Raw genomic sequence first — 14946 nt, forward strand, 5'->3', positions numbered from 1 at the left:
GCCCGAGCCCTTCTGAAAAGGTTGATTCCCCTCATGAGCCAAGCACCCCTCGTCCTCGTGGACGGCTCGTCCTACCTGTATCGCGCCTTCCATGCCCTGCCGCCGTTGATGACCTCCACCGGCATGCCGACGGGAGCGGTGAAGGGCGTGCTGAACATGCTCAAGAGCCTGCGCAAGCAGTACCCGGACAGCCCCTTCGCGGTGGTCTTCGATGCCAAGGGCGGGACCTTCCGCGATGAGATGTTTGCCGAGTACAAGGCCAATCGCCCCTCGATGCCGGACGACCTGCGAGTGCAGGTGGAGCCTCTGCACGCCACGGTGCGCGCCCTCGGCCTGCCACTGCTCTGCGTGGAAGGCGTGGAAGCGGATGACGTGATCGGCACCCTGGCTCGGCAGAGCGCGGCCGGCGGTCGCGCAGTGGTGATCTCCACCGGCGACAAGGACATGGCGCAGCTGGTCGACGGGCACATTACGCTGGTCAACACGATGACCGGTAGCACGCTCGACGTGGATGGCGTTAAGGAGAAATTCGGTGTCGGTCCTGAGCTGATCATCGATTACCTCGCGCTGATGGGCGACAAGGTCGACAACATTCCCGGCGTGCCCGGTGTCGGCGAGAAGACCGCCCTCGGTCTGCTCACCGGCGTCGGTGGTGGCCTCGATGTGCTCTACGCCAGCCTGAACAAGGTGCCCGAATTGCCGATCCGCGGCGCCAAGGGCTTGCCAGCCAAGCTCGAAGAGCACAAGGACATGGCCTACCTGTCCTACAAGCTTGCCACCATCAAGTGCGACGTTGAGCTGAACATCGAGATCGATGCCCTGCACCCCGGCGAGCCGGACCGCGAGGCGCTGACCGAGCTGTACCGTACCCTGGAGTTCAAGACCGGGCTGGATGACCTGCAACGCCAGGCGGCCAAGGTCGGCAGCCCCCAGCTAACGCTGGAAGAAGCCCCGGCTGCTGCCGCGGAGAAGAGCTATGAGATCGTCCTGGAGCAGCCGCAGTTCGACGCCTGGCTGAAGAAGCTGGACGCCGCCGAGCTGATCGCCTTCGACACCGAGACCACCAGCCTCGACCCGCAGCAGGCGCAGGTGGTGGGTGTGTCATTTGCGGTGAAAGAGGGCGAGGCCGCCTATGTGCCGCTGGCCCACAGTTATATGGGTGTACCGGCACAACTCGACCGCGACGCCGTCCTCAAGGCGCTCAAGCCGCTGCTGGAAGACCCGAAGAAGCGCAAGGTCGGCCAGCACGCCAAATACGACATGAACGTCCTGGCCAACGCCTCGACGCCCATCACCGTGCAGGGCGTCGCCTTCGACACCATGCTCGAGTCCTATGTGCTGGACTCCACCGCGACCCGCCACGACATGGACAGCCTGGCGCTCAAGTACCTGGGCCACAGCACCATCCGCTTCGAGGACATCGCCGGCAAGGGCGCCAAGCAGCTGACCTTCGACCAGATCGCTCTGGAACAGGCCGGCCCCTACGCGGCCGAAGATGCCGACGTCACCCTGCGTCTGCACCAGACCCTGTGGCAGAAGCTGGAGGCCATCCCGTCGCTGGCCAAGGTCCTCACCGAGATCGAGATGCCGCTGGTGCCGGTGCTGGCGCGTATCGAACGCAACGGCGCGCTGGTCGATGCCAACCTGCTGGGCAAGCAGAGCGTCGAGCTGGGCGAGAAGATGGTCGAGTTGCAGCGCCAGGCCTATGACCTGGCGGGTGAAGAGTTCAACCTCGGCTCGCCCAAGCAACTGGGCGCCATCCTTTATGAAAAGCTGGGCCTGCCGGTGCTCTCCAAGACCGCCACCGGCCAACCGTCCACCGCCGAGAACGTTCTTGCCGAGCTGGCCGAGCAGGATTACGAGCTGCCCAAGGTGATCATGCAATACCGCTCCATGAGCAAGCTCAAGAGCACCTACACCGACAAGCTGCCGGAGCAGATCAACCCGCGCACCGGTCGCATCCACACCAGCTACCACCAGGCGGTGGCAGCGACTGGCCGGCTGTCCTCCAGCGACCCGAACCTGCAGAACATCCCGATCCGCACCGCCGAGGGCCGGCGCATCCGCCAGGCCTTCGTCGCGCCCAAGGGCTACAAACTGTTGGCGGCGGACTACTCGCAGATCGAGCTGCGCATCATGGCTCACCTGGCCAAGGACGAAGGTCTGCTGGATGCCTTCCGTCATGACCGCGACGTGCACCGCGCCACCGCCGCCGAAGTCTTCGGCGTGCCGCTGGACGAGGTGACGGGCGACCAGCGCCGCAGCGCCAAGGCGATCAACTTCGGCCTGATCTACGGCATGAGCGCCTTCGGCCTGGCCAAGCAGATCGGCGTCGAGCGCAAGGAGGCCCAGGCCTACATTGACCGCTACTTCGCTCGCTACCCTGGCGTGCTGGCGTACATGGAGCGCACCCGCGCCCAGGCCGCCGAGCAGGGCTTCGTCGAAACCCTGTTCGGCCGTCGCCTGTACCTGCCGGAAATCGCCTCGAAGAACGGCGCCATGCGCAAGGCCGCCGAGCGCACCGCGATCAACGCACCGATGCAGGGCACGGCGGCGGACATCATGAAGCGCGCGATGGTGGCTGTGGATAACTGGCTGCAGGAGAGCGGCATCGATGCCCGCGTCATCCTTCAGGTACACGACGAACTGGTGCTGGAAGTGCGCGAGGACCTGGTCGAGCAGGTGCGCGATGGCATTCGGCCGCTGATGAGCGGCGCAGCGGAACTGGACGTGCCGCTGGTCGTCGAAGCCGGTGTCGGGGCGAACTGGGACGAGGCCCACTGACGACTGGACGAACGGTCGTAAGGCCCGTCAGCCGGGCCTTCTGGCACGATTGTTCAGGCGCTTTCAGGCCAGCCCGAAAAAATCTTTTGTGACCCGCTGAACTTTCCCGCGAGGAGCCGAGTCAGAACTCGTGAATGGCTGGTGAAGCCCTTCGATGCTCCTTTGCAGTGTTTAGTGTTGGCAGATTACTGGACCCCGCCCTAGCGGTCCGGACTTAAACCCCGAACTTCCCCCTCCCCATACGAAGCTCGGGGTTTTTTTTGCCTGCGATTTGGCCTCAGGCCTCCTCGCCGGCTTCCTCTTCTTCCTCGTCCAGCAGCCCCAGCCAGCCGGCCAGGACCAGCTGCGCCTCTTCCACGCCCTGGCGCTTGGGTGCCGAGAACAGCTGCAGGGTGGCGACATCGCCCCAGCCGTCGAGAATTTCCTTGCGAGTCTTGAGCAGCGCGTTCTTCGCCGCGCCGTAGGCCAGCTTGTCAGCCTTGGTCAGCAGCACGTGGATCGGCAGCTGGCTGGCCTGCGCCCAGTCGAGCATCAGGCGGTCGAAGTCGGTCAGCGGGTGGCGGATATCCATCATCAGCACCACGCCGGCTAGCGCATTGCGGCTGGAGAGATAAGCTTCCAGGTGCTGCTGCCAGTGCAGCTTCAGCGGGATCGGTACCTTGGCGTAGCCGTAGCCGGGCAGGTCGACCAGGCGGCGTTCGTCATCCAGGCGGAAGAAGTTCAGCAACTGGGTGCGACCGGGGGTCTTGGAGGTCCGCGCCAGGTTCGCGTGGGTCAGCGCGTTCAGCGCGCTGGACTTGCCCGCGTTGGAGCGGCCGGCGAAGGCGACTTCCAGGCCGGAGTCTTCCGGGCACTGGTTCACCTTGGCGGCGGAGATGAGGAAGGTGGCCTGTTGGCAGAGGCCGAGAATCGGGTTTTTCGTAGCGTTATTCGAGGGCATGGGTAACTTCGCGGCGGGTGCGACGCGGTGTCGCGGGGGGCGGTTTCGTTTCCGTTTGGGCATCTGAAGTATATAATGCCGCGGATTTTGTGTGCGCTTTATCCCCCAGGGTCGAGCCACACGGGAACGTTGGAGTCCGCGCAATCAAGAACGCGGATGTTCCCTGCGATGAGGATAATCATGAAGAAACTGCTGTTCGCAGCCATCGTTGCCGCGCTGGCATCCAGCGCCCTGGCGGCCCAGGATCCGGAAGCCGTTTTCAACAGAGCCTGTGGCGCCTGCCACAATGGTCAGTTGCCAATGGCGCCGAAAAAGGGCGACGCCGCCGCTTGGAAGCCACGCCTGGACAAGGGCATGGACACGCTGGTGCAACATGTGACCAACGGTTTCAACGCGATGCCGCCTCGCGGCCTGTGCACCGACTGCAGCGCCGAGGATTACCAGACAATTATCCACTGGATGTCGAAGTAACTCCCAGGCCTTACTCTTTCACCCTTAGCCGTTATTGGATTAGCTGATGAACAAATTGATCGTGAGTCTGCTGTTGACCCTGGGTCTTGTCGGTGTGGCGAACGCCGCTGGCGATGCCAAGGCCGGTCAGGCGAAAGCTGCTGTCTGTGGTGCCTGCCACGGCGCCGATGGCAACAGCATGGCGCCCAACTTCCCGAAACTGGCCGGGCAGGGTGAGCGCTACCTGCTCAAGCAGATGCACGACATCAAGGACGGCAAGCGTACCGTGCTGGAAATGACTGGCCTGCTGACCAACCTCAGCGATGAGGACCTGGCAGACATCGCCGCCTACTTCTCCAGCCAGAACGGCAGCGTCGGCGCCGCCGATCCCAAGCTGGTCGCCCAGGGTGAAGCCCTGTTCCGTGGCGGCAAGCTCGCCGAAGGCATGCCGGCCTGCACCGGTTGCCACAACCCGGCTGGCCAGGGCAACGCCGAAGCCGGCTTCCCGCACCTGGGTGGCCAGCACGCCGCCTACACCGCCAAGCAGCTGACCGCCTTCCGCGAAGGCGAGCGCACTAACGACGGCGACGCGATGATCATGCGCAGCATCGCCGGCAAGCTGTCCAACAAGGACATCGCCGCGATCTCCAGCTACATCGAAGGCCTGCACTGACAGGCGGCTGGCGGAAACGCCAGATCGAAAAACTGCTTCGAAAAAAAGGGTGGCTTCGGCCACCCTTTTTTGCGTCCTCCGCCACTACAATGCTGGAACCGTGTCTGGCCCCTCCGGTCAAACCGCTTCATCCCGCCGCGCTGTAGCGTGGCGGTTCCGCTCAGCCAAGGAGTGAACCATGCGTAACCTGATTTTCACCGCCGCTCTTGCCTTCGCCGGCCTGTTCGCCGTCAACGCGAACGCCGCCGACTTCGAAGCTGGCAAGAACTACACCGAGCTGAACCAGGCCGTCCCGGTCTCCCAGCCCGGCAAGATCGAGGTGGTGGAGCTGTTCTGGTACGGCTGCCCGCACTGCTACGCGTTCGAACCGACCATCAACCCGTGGGTCGAGAAGCTGCCGGCCGACGTTCACTTCGTGCGCCTTCCGGCCATGTTCGGCGGCCTGTGGAACATCCACGGCCAGCTGTTCCTGACCCTGGAATCCATGGGCGTGGAGAAGAAGGTGCACCACTCGATCTTCGAGAAACTGCATAACAACCCGAAAGCCCTGACCACCCCGGAAGAAATGGCTGACTTCGTCGCCGAACAGGGCGTGGACAAGGACAAGTTCCTCAGCACCTACAACTCCTTCGCCATCAAGGGCCAGATCGAGAAGGCCAAGAAACTGGCGATGGCCTACCAGATCAGCGGCGTGCCGACCATGGTGGTCAATGGCAAGTACCGCTTCGACATCGGCTCGGCCGGTGGCCCGGACGAGGCGCTGCAGCTGGCTGACCAGCTGATCGCCAAGGAACGCGCCAGCGCCAAGGCTGCCCAGTAAGGGCTGATGACGATGCTGCGCCGGCGGACTCGTGAGCGTGTCGCGGGGGCCTGCGTCCCGCGGGAGAATCCCGCGCCCGGGGCATCCGCCGGCCTGCCCGACGACGGCCGGCTCCGCCTGCTCAGCTTCAACATCCAGGTCGGTATCAGTACCGAAAGGTACCGCCACTACCTGACCCGCGGCTGGCAGCACCTGCTGCCGGCCGCCGGGCGCGCCACCAACCTGCAGCGTATCGGCGAACTGCTCCACGACTACGACGTGGTCGCCCTGCAGGAAGCCGACGGCGGCAGCATCCGCTCCGGCAACATCAATCAGGTCGAACACCTGGCCCAGCTCGGTGCCTTCCCTTACTGGTACCAGCAGCTCAATCGCAATCTCGGGCGCATCGCCCAGCACAGCAACGGCCTGCTCAGCCGCCTGCAGCCCACCGCCCTGGAAGACCACCCGCTGCCCGGCCCGCCCGGACGCGGTGCGATCCTCATGCGCTTTGGTGAAGGCCAGGACGCGCTGGCCGTGGTGATGATGCACCTGGCCCTCGGCGCGCGGACCCGCACCCGTCAGCTCGCCTACATCCGCGAGTTGCTGCAGGACTACCGCCACCACGTGCTGATGGGCGACATGAACACCCATGCCACCGACCTGCTGGAAAGCTCGCCGCTACGCGACCTCCAGCTCATCGCCCCGCAGGTCGAGGCCACCTTCCCCAGCTGGCGCCCGCAGCGCTGCCTGGACCACATCCTGCTCAGTTCCGAGCTGGCGCTGGAACGCGTCAGTGTCCTCCCGCACCCGATTTCCGACCACCTGCCCGTGGCCGTGGAAATCCGCCTGCCGGATGCCCTGCGTTCGTCCTCGTCGCTCGCCTTGCGCGGCGAGGACCCTGAATGAGTCGCGACGACGACCAACGCTGGAAACAGAAGTACCTGGACAACCTCGAGCAGCAGGAAAAGCTCGAACGTCGCTGGGATGCCCGTCTCGACCTGCTGCGCCGTGGCCTGGTGCGCAGCAGCCTGGCCGCCGAGGGCAGTGACAAGGCGGTAGACGCCTGCATGAAGGAGCTGCGTGAAGTATTGCGCCGCGATGAGATGGACGCTGGTCTGTCGCGCCTGATCCCGCAGCTGGAAAAGGCCGTGCTCGACTCCGAGCAGCGCCGCCAGCAGCGCATCGAGCAGAACGTTGCGGCCCTGAGCCAGTTGTCGCAGCAACTGCTGTCCCTGGAGATGCCCGGCGACGTGCGCAAACCGCTCAAGCGCCTGGCCAAGGACATTCCCAGCCGCGGCAGTTCCTCCCGCGAACTCCCCGCCCTTCTGGCCGAGCTGAGCCGCCTGCAGCGCCAGGTGCTGGACCATTTCGGCAGCGCTGGTGGCGAACAGCGCCCCGGCTTCCTGCAGCGGCTGTTCGGCAGCCGGGACAACGACGACGCAGACTCGCCGGAATCGACACCCTCTGCACCCGCTGCAACGGCAGAAGCTGCGTTCATCGACGAAGCGAGGATGGCTGAGCCATTGCCCGTTGCAGTACAGCCTGCTGCACCTGCACCTGCACCTGCACCTGCTGAGTCGGTGGTCGCTGAAGCGGTTGCCGTGCCCGTCATGGAGCCAGCTGACGCCGTGGCGCTGGCCCCAGCACCAGAACCCGTCGCCAAGCCATCGCCGGCCGTGCCGCCCGAACCTGTCGTCTTAGCGGAGGCAATGGCCCCAGCGCCCGTGTTGGAGCCTGTCGCCCACGACGATTCCAAGCTGCTCGACAGCCTGCCGGTACCGCCCGGCCTGTTCGGTACACCGGAAGACGCGCGCCAGGCCAACGACCCCTACGCCCTGCCGCCGCGCCCGGAGCCTGGCTACAGCGCCGTGGCGCCGCACATCGAGGCGAGCCTGCTGCGCCTGCTGGACGAGATGCACCTGCCGGCCGCCCAGCAGATCCAGGCCGAGGAGCTGCGCTCGCGCATCCATGGCAGCCTCAACTGGTACGAACTGGTGCCGGTGCTGGATGATCTGGGCGTACTGGTTCTGTCGCTCAACGACGGCGGCCAGCGTGAGTTCGAAGGCTACCTGCACCAGCTCAATGAACGCCTGGGCACTTTCCTCGATGGCCTGCAGGCAGTCCAGGAGAACCACAGTGGCTCCAGCTCCAGCGCCCGCGACCTGGATGACACCCTGCGCGAACAGGTCAGCGGCCTGAAGGAAAGCGTGCTGGAAGCCACCGACCTGGAAGGCCTCAAGCGCAACGTCGAATCACGCCTGCAAGGGCTGGTCGGCACCATGGACCGCTTCCGCGAGGAGCGCGAAACCCGCGAGCGCGAAGTGGGCGAGCGCATCCAGTCGCTGGTGACCCGCGTTGCCAGCATGGAAGAGGAAGCCCGCACCTTCCAGGCGAACATCGAGGACCAGCGCCAGAAGGCCATGACCGACGCCCTGACCGGACTGCCCAACCGCGCCGCGCTGAGCGAGCGGCTGGAGCTGGAAGTCTCGCGCTGGCAGCGCTACGGCGGCGACCTGCTGCTGGCGGTGCTCGACGTCGACCACTTCAAGCGCATCAACGACGACTTCGGCCACCTCGCCGGTGACAAGGTGCTGAAGATCATCGCCAATGAACTGGCCAAGCGCGTGCGCAAGACCGACTTCATCGCCCGCTACGGCGGCGAGGAGTTCGTCGTGCTGCTGCCTGCCACGCCGCTGGAGGGCGGACAGCAACTGCTCGACGCGCTGCGCGGCGCCATCGAAGCCTGCCCGTTCCACTTCAAGGGCGAACGCCTGAGCATCACCTGCTCGGCAGGCCTGACGAACTTCCGCGAGGGCGAACGCGCCGAAGCCGTGTTCGAGCGCGCCGACCAGGCGCTGTACCGCGCCAAGCGCGGCGGGCGAAACCGTCTGGAAGTCGACTGACAACGTGCGCCGACCGGTAGGAGCAGGCCATGCACGCGAATGGCGGGCTTGGCCCGTTCCTACGGAAGAACATTTCATTTCGGCCGAAAATTCTTGACGAATGAAAGAACCTAGGTTTTGATTTGCACCATTATCTTTCGAATCGAAACTTGATCGTTCATGTCGAAACGCAATACGCCTCAACGCCGCCACGACATCCTGGCGCTGCTCGCCGAACAGGGCGAGGTCAGCGTGGACGACCTCGCACGCCGCTTCGCCACCTCCGAGGTGACCATCCGCAAGGACCTGGCCGCCCTGGAAGGCAACGGCCTGCTGCTGCGCCGCTACGGCGGTGCGGTGCCGATGCCCCATGAGCTGATCGCCGAGCCGAGTCAGCCGCTGTCGCGCTACAAGCAGGCCATCGGTCGCGCCGCGGCTGCCTGCATCCGTGAGCACGCGCGGATCATCATCGACAGCGGCAGCACCACCGCCGCGCTGATCCCGGAGCTGGGCCGCAAGCCGGGGCTGGTGGTGATGACCAACTCCCTGAGCGTGGCCAACGCCCTGCGCGAACTGGAGCGCGAGCCGGTGCTGTTGATGACGGGCGGCACCTGGGACCCACACTCCGAGTCGTTCCAGGGCCAGGTGGCCGAACAGGTGCTGCGCTCCTACGATTTCGATCAGCTGTTCATCGGCGCCACCGGACTGGACATCGAGCGTGGCACGACGACCTTCAACGAACTGCTGGGCCTGAGCCGGGTCATGGCCGAGGTCGCCCGCGAGGTGATCGTCATGGCCGAGGCCGACAAGCTGGGCCGGCGCATTCCCAACCTGGAGCTGCCCTGGAGCAGTGTCCAGACCCTGATTACCGACGAACGCCTGAGCGATGAAGCGTTCGAACTGATCCAGGCGCGTGGCGTGAAAGTGATCCGCGCGCGCTGCGAAGACTGACAGGAGACTCAAGCCATGTGTGGAATCGTAGGCGCCATCGCCGAGCGCAATATCACCCCGATCCTCGTCGAAGGCCTCAAGCGCCTGGAATACCGTGGTTACGACAGCGCCGGTGTGGCGGTCATCGACGGCAATGGCGTGCTGGATCGCCGTCGCCGTGCAGGCAAGGTTTCCAGCCTCGAGCAGGCCATCGCCGAGCAGCCGCTGCCTGGCCGCCTGGGCATCGCCCACGTCCGCTGGGCCACCCACGGCGCGCCTACCGAGGCCAACGCCCACCCGCATTTCTCCCGTGGCGAAGTGGCGGTGGTGCACAACGGCATCATCGAGAACTTCGAGCCGCTGCGCGAAATGCTCAAGGCGCGTGGCTACGAGTTCACTTCGCAGACCGACACCGAGGTCATCGCCCACCTGCTGCACCTGCGTCTGGGGGAACTGGGCGACCTGACCGTCGCGCTCAAGGCCGTGGTCAAGGAACTGCACGGCGCCTATGGCCTGGCGGTGATCAGCAGCAAGCAGCCCGACCGCATCCTTGCCGCCCGCAGCGGCAGCCCTCTGGTGGTGGGCCTGGGTCATGGCGAGAACTTCCTTGCCTCCGACCAGCTGGCGCTGCGCCAGGTCACCGACCGCTTCATCTACCTGGAAGAGGGCGACATCGCCGAAATCCGCCGCGACGGCCTGCAGCTGTGGGATGTCAACGGCAACCCGGTACAGCGCGAGGAAGTGCGCTACCACGAAGGCGCCGAGGCGGCCGACAAGGGCGGTTATCGCCACTTCATGCTCAAGGAGATTCACGAGCAGCCGGCCGTGGTGCAGCGCACCCTGGAAGGCCGACTGGGTAACGAGCAGGTGCTGGTGGACAATTTCGGCCCGCAGGCCCGCGAGCTGCTGGCCAAGGTGCGCACTGTGCAGATCGTCGCCTGTGGCACCAGCTACCATGCCGGCATGGTCGCCCGTTACTGGCTGGAGAGCCTGACCGGCATCCCCTGCCAGGTCGAAGTCGCCAGCGAGTTCCGCTACCGCAAGGTCGCGGTGCATCCGGATTCCCTGTTCGTCACCATTTCCCAGTCCGGTGAGACCGCCGACACCCTGGCCGCGCTGCGTTACGCCAAGGAGCTGGGCTTCCTGTCCAGCCTGGCGATCTGCAACGTCGCCACCAGCTCGCTGGTGCGCGAGTCGGACATGACCCTGCTGACCAACGCCGGCCCGGAAATCGGTGTGGCCTCCACCAAGGCCTTCACTACCCAGCTGGTCGCCCTGCTGCTGCTGACCCTAGGCATCGGCCAGGTGCAGAAGCGCCTGAACGACGGGGTCGAGGCCGAGCTGGTGAACGAGCTGCGCCGCCTGCCAACCCATCTGGAAGAAGCCCTGTCCATGGACAAGGTGGTGGAAAAGATCAGCGAGCTGTTCGCCGAGAAGCACCACACCCTGTTCCTCGGCCGTGGCGCGCAGTACCCGGTGGCGATGGAAGGTGCGCTGAAGCTCAAGGAAATCTCCTACATCCACGCCGAAGCCTACCCGGCCGGCGAGCTCAAGCACGGCCCGTTGGCGCTGGTCGACGCCGACATGCCGGTGGTCACCGTGGCGCCGAACAACGAGCTGCTGGAGAAGCTCAAGTCCAACCTGCAGGAGGTCCGCGCCCGTGGCGGCGAGCTGGTGGTCTTCGCCGAGGGTGGCAGCGGCATCGCCAATGGTGAGGGCACCCATGTGGTGGGGATGCCGGCGATCCACGATTGCCTGGCGCCGATCCTCTACACCGTGCCGCTGCAGCTGCTGTCCTACTACGTTGCCGTGCTCAAGGGCACCGACGTCGACCAGCCGCGCAACCTGGCCAAGTCAGTGACGGTGGAATAAGCGGAACAGCGCGCAGGCGCAGTGAGAAAGGTCCCTTCGGGGGCCTTTTTTCGTCTCAGGGCTGGGGAACTCGCGAGAGGTGGCAGGGGAGATCAACATTCCCCCGGTGCCTGCTCGTCCGGGGGTGTGGACGGGGCACCGAGGCCAGGCGGCAGAGGCCGCTACACGAGGGGAATGGAAATCGACCTTGTCTTGTGGACAAGGTCGGGCTCCGGCCCTGCGAGGGGTACCTGACAAGTCTCCCGCAGGGCCGGGAGCGGGCCAACGATAGAAGCTGGCTAGTGGCCGGTCAATCGGAAACGACAAACGCGCGTTCGCCAGTGTCCGATATTCGAACCAAAAGGGCCGGTCGACCCCGCGATTTCGTTAGCCGGCTATCGGAAGTGGCTATACTGTTTCTGATTGTGTCGGTGAAAAACGCCTGATGGCATTTCACTGGCAAGGGCGGCGAGGGAGTTCCGTCCTCCCGTCCGGGATGCAGTTAAACCGACAAGAGAATCCCCATGAACGCACCTGCCGCACCGCAGTATTCCGCCCACGAGCGCCGCTCGCGCATCCTCGCCATCGTCGGCGCCTCGTCGGGCAACCTGGTGGAGTGGTTCGACTTCTACGTCTACGCCTTCACCGCGCTGTACTTCGCCCATGCCTTCTTCCCGTCGGACGATCCGACGGTGCAACTGCTCAATACCGCCGGGGTCTTCGCCGCCGGCTTCCTGATGCGCCCGATCGGCGGCTGGCTGTTCGGCCGCATCGCCGACAAGAAGGGCCGCAAGACCGCGATGATGATCTCGGTACTGATGATGTGCGGCGGCTCGCTGGCGATTGCGGTGATGCCGACCTACGCCACTATCGGTGTCGCGGCGCCCGCGCTGCTGCTGCTTGCGCGGCTGTTCCAGGGCCTCTCCGTGGGCGGCGAGTACGGCACCAGCGCGACCTACATGAGCGAAGTGGCGCTCAAGGGGCAGCGCGGTTTCTTCGCTTCCTTCCAGTACGTGACCCTGATCGGCGGCCAGTTGCTGGCCGTGCTGGTAGTGGTGATCCTGCAGCAGTTGCTGACCACCGATGAGCTGAAGGACTGGGGCTGGCGCATTCCCTTCGTGGTGGGCGCGATTACCGCAGTCATCGCCTTCTACCTGCGCCGTTCGCTGAGCGAGACCGCCAAGGAGTCCAACCTCAACCGCAAGGAGTCGGGCACCCTCACCGAGCTGTTCACCCACCACAAGCGCGCCTTTTTCACCGTGCTGGGCTTCACCGCTGGGGGCTCGCTGATCTTCTACACCTTCACCACCTACATGCAGAAGTACCTGGTGAACACCGCCGGGATGGACCCGAAGGTGGCCAGCGGCGTGATGACCTTCGCCCTGTTCTGCTACATGTGCATGCAGCCGATCTTCGGTGCGCTGTCCGACCGTATCGGCCGCAAGACCTCGATGCTCTGGTTCGGTGCCCTGGGCATGCTGTGCACCTGGCCGATTCTCGCGGCGCTGAAGACCGTCAGCAGCCCTTACGCCGCGTTCGGCCTGATCATCCTGGCCATGGCCATCGTCAGCCTGTACACCTCGATCAGTGGCCTGATCAAGGCGGAGATGTTCCCGCCGCAGATCCGCGCGCTGGGGGTAGGCCTCTCCTACGCGGTGGGTAACGCGATCTTTGGCGGTTCGGCGGAGTACGCCGCGCTGGGCCTGAAGAGCATTGGCCAGGAAGAGGTCTTCTACATTTACGTTTCGGTCATGTGCGGCGTGGCGTTGCTGGTCTGCCTGCTGCTGCCGGACCTGCGCAAGGTCAGCTACCTCAACGACGAGGACTGACCCGGTCAGTCCTTTGCCCGGCCGCGCAAGGCGTGGTCGGGCAACGACAGCGCAATCAGCAGGGCGAGGGCACCGAAGCCGGCGTTGACCAGGAACAGGTGCCCGAAGACCCCATCCAGCGCCTGCCGCTGTGCCTCATGGCCGTCGCCGCTCAGGCTGGCCAGCAGCGCGCTGGCCGCCAGCCCGTGCCCGGCTTCGCCCGCCAACGGCTGCAGCATCGCCAGCAGCAGCGCGGACATCAGCGCAATGCCCACCGCGCCGCCCAGTGAGCGGAACAGCGTGATGTTGCTGGTGGCCACGCCCAGGTGCTTCATCTCCACCGCGCTCTGCGCCGCCACCAGGCTGGTGGGGAACTGCGTGCCAGCGGCGATGCCGGTGAACAGCATGCAGACGCCCGAGAAGAAATACGCGCTCGGTGGCGTCAGCGCCAGGCCAGCAATCGCCAGCGGCATCAGCAGCGCACCCCCGACGATCTGTGGCTTGTAGCGGCCGATGATCGCGGTAAGCCGACCGCAGCAGTAGGCACCGATCGGCACGCCCATGGCCAGCGGCAGCAGGTGCAGCGCCGCACTGTCCGCGCCGGCGCCGGTCACCGACTGAAAGCGCAGTGGCACCAGCACCGACAGCGAGATGACCTGGAAGCTGGCGAAGAAGCTGATCAGCCAGCTCAGGGTGGCCGCGCGAATACCGAACAGGTGCATGGGCACCAGCGGTTCCGGTGCGCGGCGCTCCTGCAGGACGAACAGGGCGATCAGCACCAGCGCGGCGACGAACAGCGCAAGCATCTGCGGGTCATTCCAGCGTGCGCCCTGGCCGACTTCGGTGATTGCCAGCAGCAGGCTGCCCAGGCCGGCAATCATCAGCATCGTGCCGAGGTAGTCGATCACCGGCTTGCGCCCCGGTACCGGCAGGCCGCGCAGGGTCTGGCGCGACACTGCGAGGGCCACCAGGCCCACCGGCAGGTTGATCAGGAACACCCAGCGCCACGACAGGTACTCGGTGAGCAGCCCGCCCAGCACCGGGCCGGCGATGCTCGCCACTGCGTACATGCTGCTGAAGTAGCCCTGGTAGCGACCGCGTTCGCGTGGCGGGACGATGTCGCCGATGATCGCCTGGCTCACCGACATCATGCCGCCGGCGCCGATGCCCTGCAGTACGCGGGCGAGCACCAGCTGCTCCATGCTCTGGGCCGCGCCGCAGAGCAGCGAGGCGAAGGTGAACAGGCCGATGGCGAAGAGCATCAGCCTGCGGCGGCCGTAGAGGTCACCGAGCTTGCCGTAGATCGGCATGGAGATGGTCATCGCCACCATGTAGCCGGAGATGACCCAGGCCAGCAGGTCGAAGTCGCCGAAGCCGGCGGAGATCGCCGGCAGGGACACGGCGACGATGGTCTGGTCGAGTGCACCGAGGAAGATCGCCAGCATCAGCCCGACCAGCACGGTGCGGACCGCCGGACGCGGCTCGGACAAAGTATTCAAGGAAGGCCCCCTTCACTGCAGAGGTGCTCCGGCCGGGATGGGCGCGGGCGAGCCCAGTGTAGTGCAAGGCAGCGACGAACTGTCACGCCGGCGCGATAGTTGCCAGGCAGGAAAGGCTCTATCTCAGGGCTGGCAAAGATAGCCAACGCAGCGGCTGCTACGCTTTACAGGCGAGCTATCTTGCCGTGCTGTCCTTTTTGGGAACGCAACCCGCCGGGGCGTACTCCACTGCAGAGATACTGTCAGGTTCACTGCAGGGATCGGCGCCCGATAGTTTTTCGCGGGCCAGGCCATAGGCGAAGACTATGGAGGTGCTGGTCTATAGTTCTT

The 14946-nt window shown here is 65.3% G+C and carries 11 protein-coding genes; 9 read left to right on the forward strand and 2 right to left on the reverse strand.

What is annotated here, in order from left to right; all coding sequences use genetic code 11:
• Positions 1-33: 33 nt before the first annotated feature.
• The gene (polA, locus tag ACKI1H_RS05755) at positions 34-2784 is read left to right on the forward strand and encodes a DNA polymerase I (RefSeq protein ID WP_138519892.1); all 2751 of its coding nucleotides are present in this window, start codon (positions 34-36) and stop codon (positions 2782-2784) included.
• Positions 2785-3061: 277 nt separating this feature from the next.
• On the opposite strand, the gene yihA is transcribed toward polA, so the two are convergent.
• Positions 3062-3724: a ribosome biogenesis GTP-binding protein YihA/YsxC gene (gene yihA, locus ACKI1H_RS05760; protein ID WP_138519891.1), complete on the reverse strand. Its 663-nt coding sequence runs from the start codon at positions 3722-3724 to the stop codon at positions 3062-3064.
• A gap of 180 nt (positions 3725-3904) precedes the next feature.
• Here yihA and ACKI1H_RS05765 point away from each other — a divergent pair, with 180 nt between their 5' ends.
• The 8 genes from ACKI1H_RS05765 to ACKI1H_RS05800 all read left to right on the forward strand — a co-directional run bounded on the left by ACKI1H_RS05765 (position 3905) and on the right by ACKI1H_RS05800 (position 13138).
• On the forward strand, positions 3905-4195 hold the full coding sequence (locus ACKI1H_RS05765; protein ID WP_138519890.1) for a c-type cytochrome: 291 nt from the start codon (positions 3905-3907) through the stop codon (positions 4193-4195).
• Positions 4196-4241: 46 nt separating this feature from the next.
• Positions 4242-4847, forward strand: a complete 606-nt coding sequence (locus ACKI1H_RS05770) for a c-type cytochrome (RefSeq protein WP_045213406.1) — start codon at positions 4242-4244, stop codon at positions 4845-4847.
• Positions 4848-5025: 178 nt separating this feature from the next.
• On the forward strand, positions 5026-5667 hold the full coding sequence (locus ACKI1H_RS05775) for a thiol:disulfide interchange protein DsbA/DsbL (protein WP_138519889.1): 642 nt from the start codon (positions 5026-5028) through the stop codon (positions 5665-5667).
• Between the two features lie 12 nt (positions 5668-5679).
• Complete coding sequence (locus ACKI1H_RS05780) at positions 5680-6552, forward strand: endonuclease/exonuclease/phosphatase family protein (RefSeq protein ID WP_138520031.1); 873 nt, start codon at positions 5680-5682, stop codon at positions 6550-6552.
• Positions 6549-8549 carry a diguanylate cyclase gene (locus tag ACKI1H_RS05785; protein WP_440467874.1) on the forward strand — a complete coding sequence of 667 codons (2001 nt, stop codon included), beginning with the start codon at positions 6549-6551 and terminating at the stop codon, positions 8547-8549. The genes ACKI1H_RS05780 and ACKI1H_RS05785 overlap by 4 nt, the downstream gene beginning before the upstream one ends.
• 159 nt (positions 8550-8708) lie before the next feature.
• On the forward strand, positions 8709-9479 hold the full coding sequence (locus tag ACKI1H_RS05790) for a DeoR/GlpR family DNA-binding transcription regulator (protein WP_045213398.1): 771 nt from the start codon (positions 8709-8711) through the stop codon (positions 9477-9479).
• 15 nt (positions 9480-9494) lie between these two features.
• Positions 9495-11330 carry a glutamine--fructose-6-phosphate transaminase (isomerizing) gene (gene glmS / locus ACKI1H_RS05795; RefSeq protein WP_440467875.1) on the forward strand — a complete coding sequence of 612 codons (1836 nt, stop codon included), beginning with the start codon at positions 9495-9497 and terminating at the stop codon, positions 11328-11330.
• 503 nt (positions 11331-11833) lie between these two features.
• Complete coding sequence (locus ACKI1H_RS05800) at positions 11834-13138, forward strand: MFS family transporter (RefSeq protein WP_138519886.1); 1305 nt, start codon at positions 11834-11836, stop codon at positions 13136-13138.
• Positions 13139-13143: 5 nt separating this feature from the next.
• On the opposite strand, the gene ACKI1H_RS05805 is transcribed toward ACKI1H_RS05800, so the two are convergent.
• Positions 13144-14616, reverse strand: coding sequence for an MDR family MFS transporter (locus ACKI1H_RS05805; RefSeq protein WP_440467876.1), 1473 nt, complete (start codon positions 14614-14616; stop codon positions 13144-13146).
• Positions 14617-14946 lie beyond the last annotated feature (330 nt).

The sequence above is a fragment of the Pseudomonas sp. YH-1 genome, assembly GCF_051990045.1.
Classification (GTDB): Bacteria; Pseudomonadota; Gammaproteobacteria; order Pseudomonadales; family Pseudomonadaceae; genus Pseudomonas; species Pseudomonas nicosulfuronedens.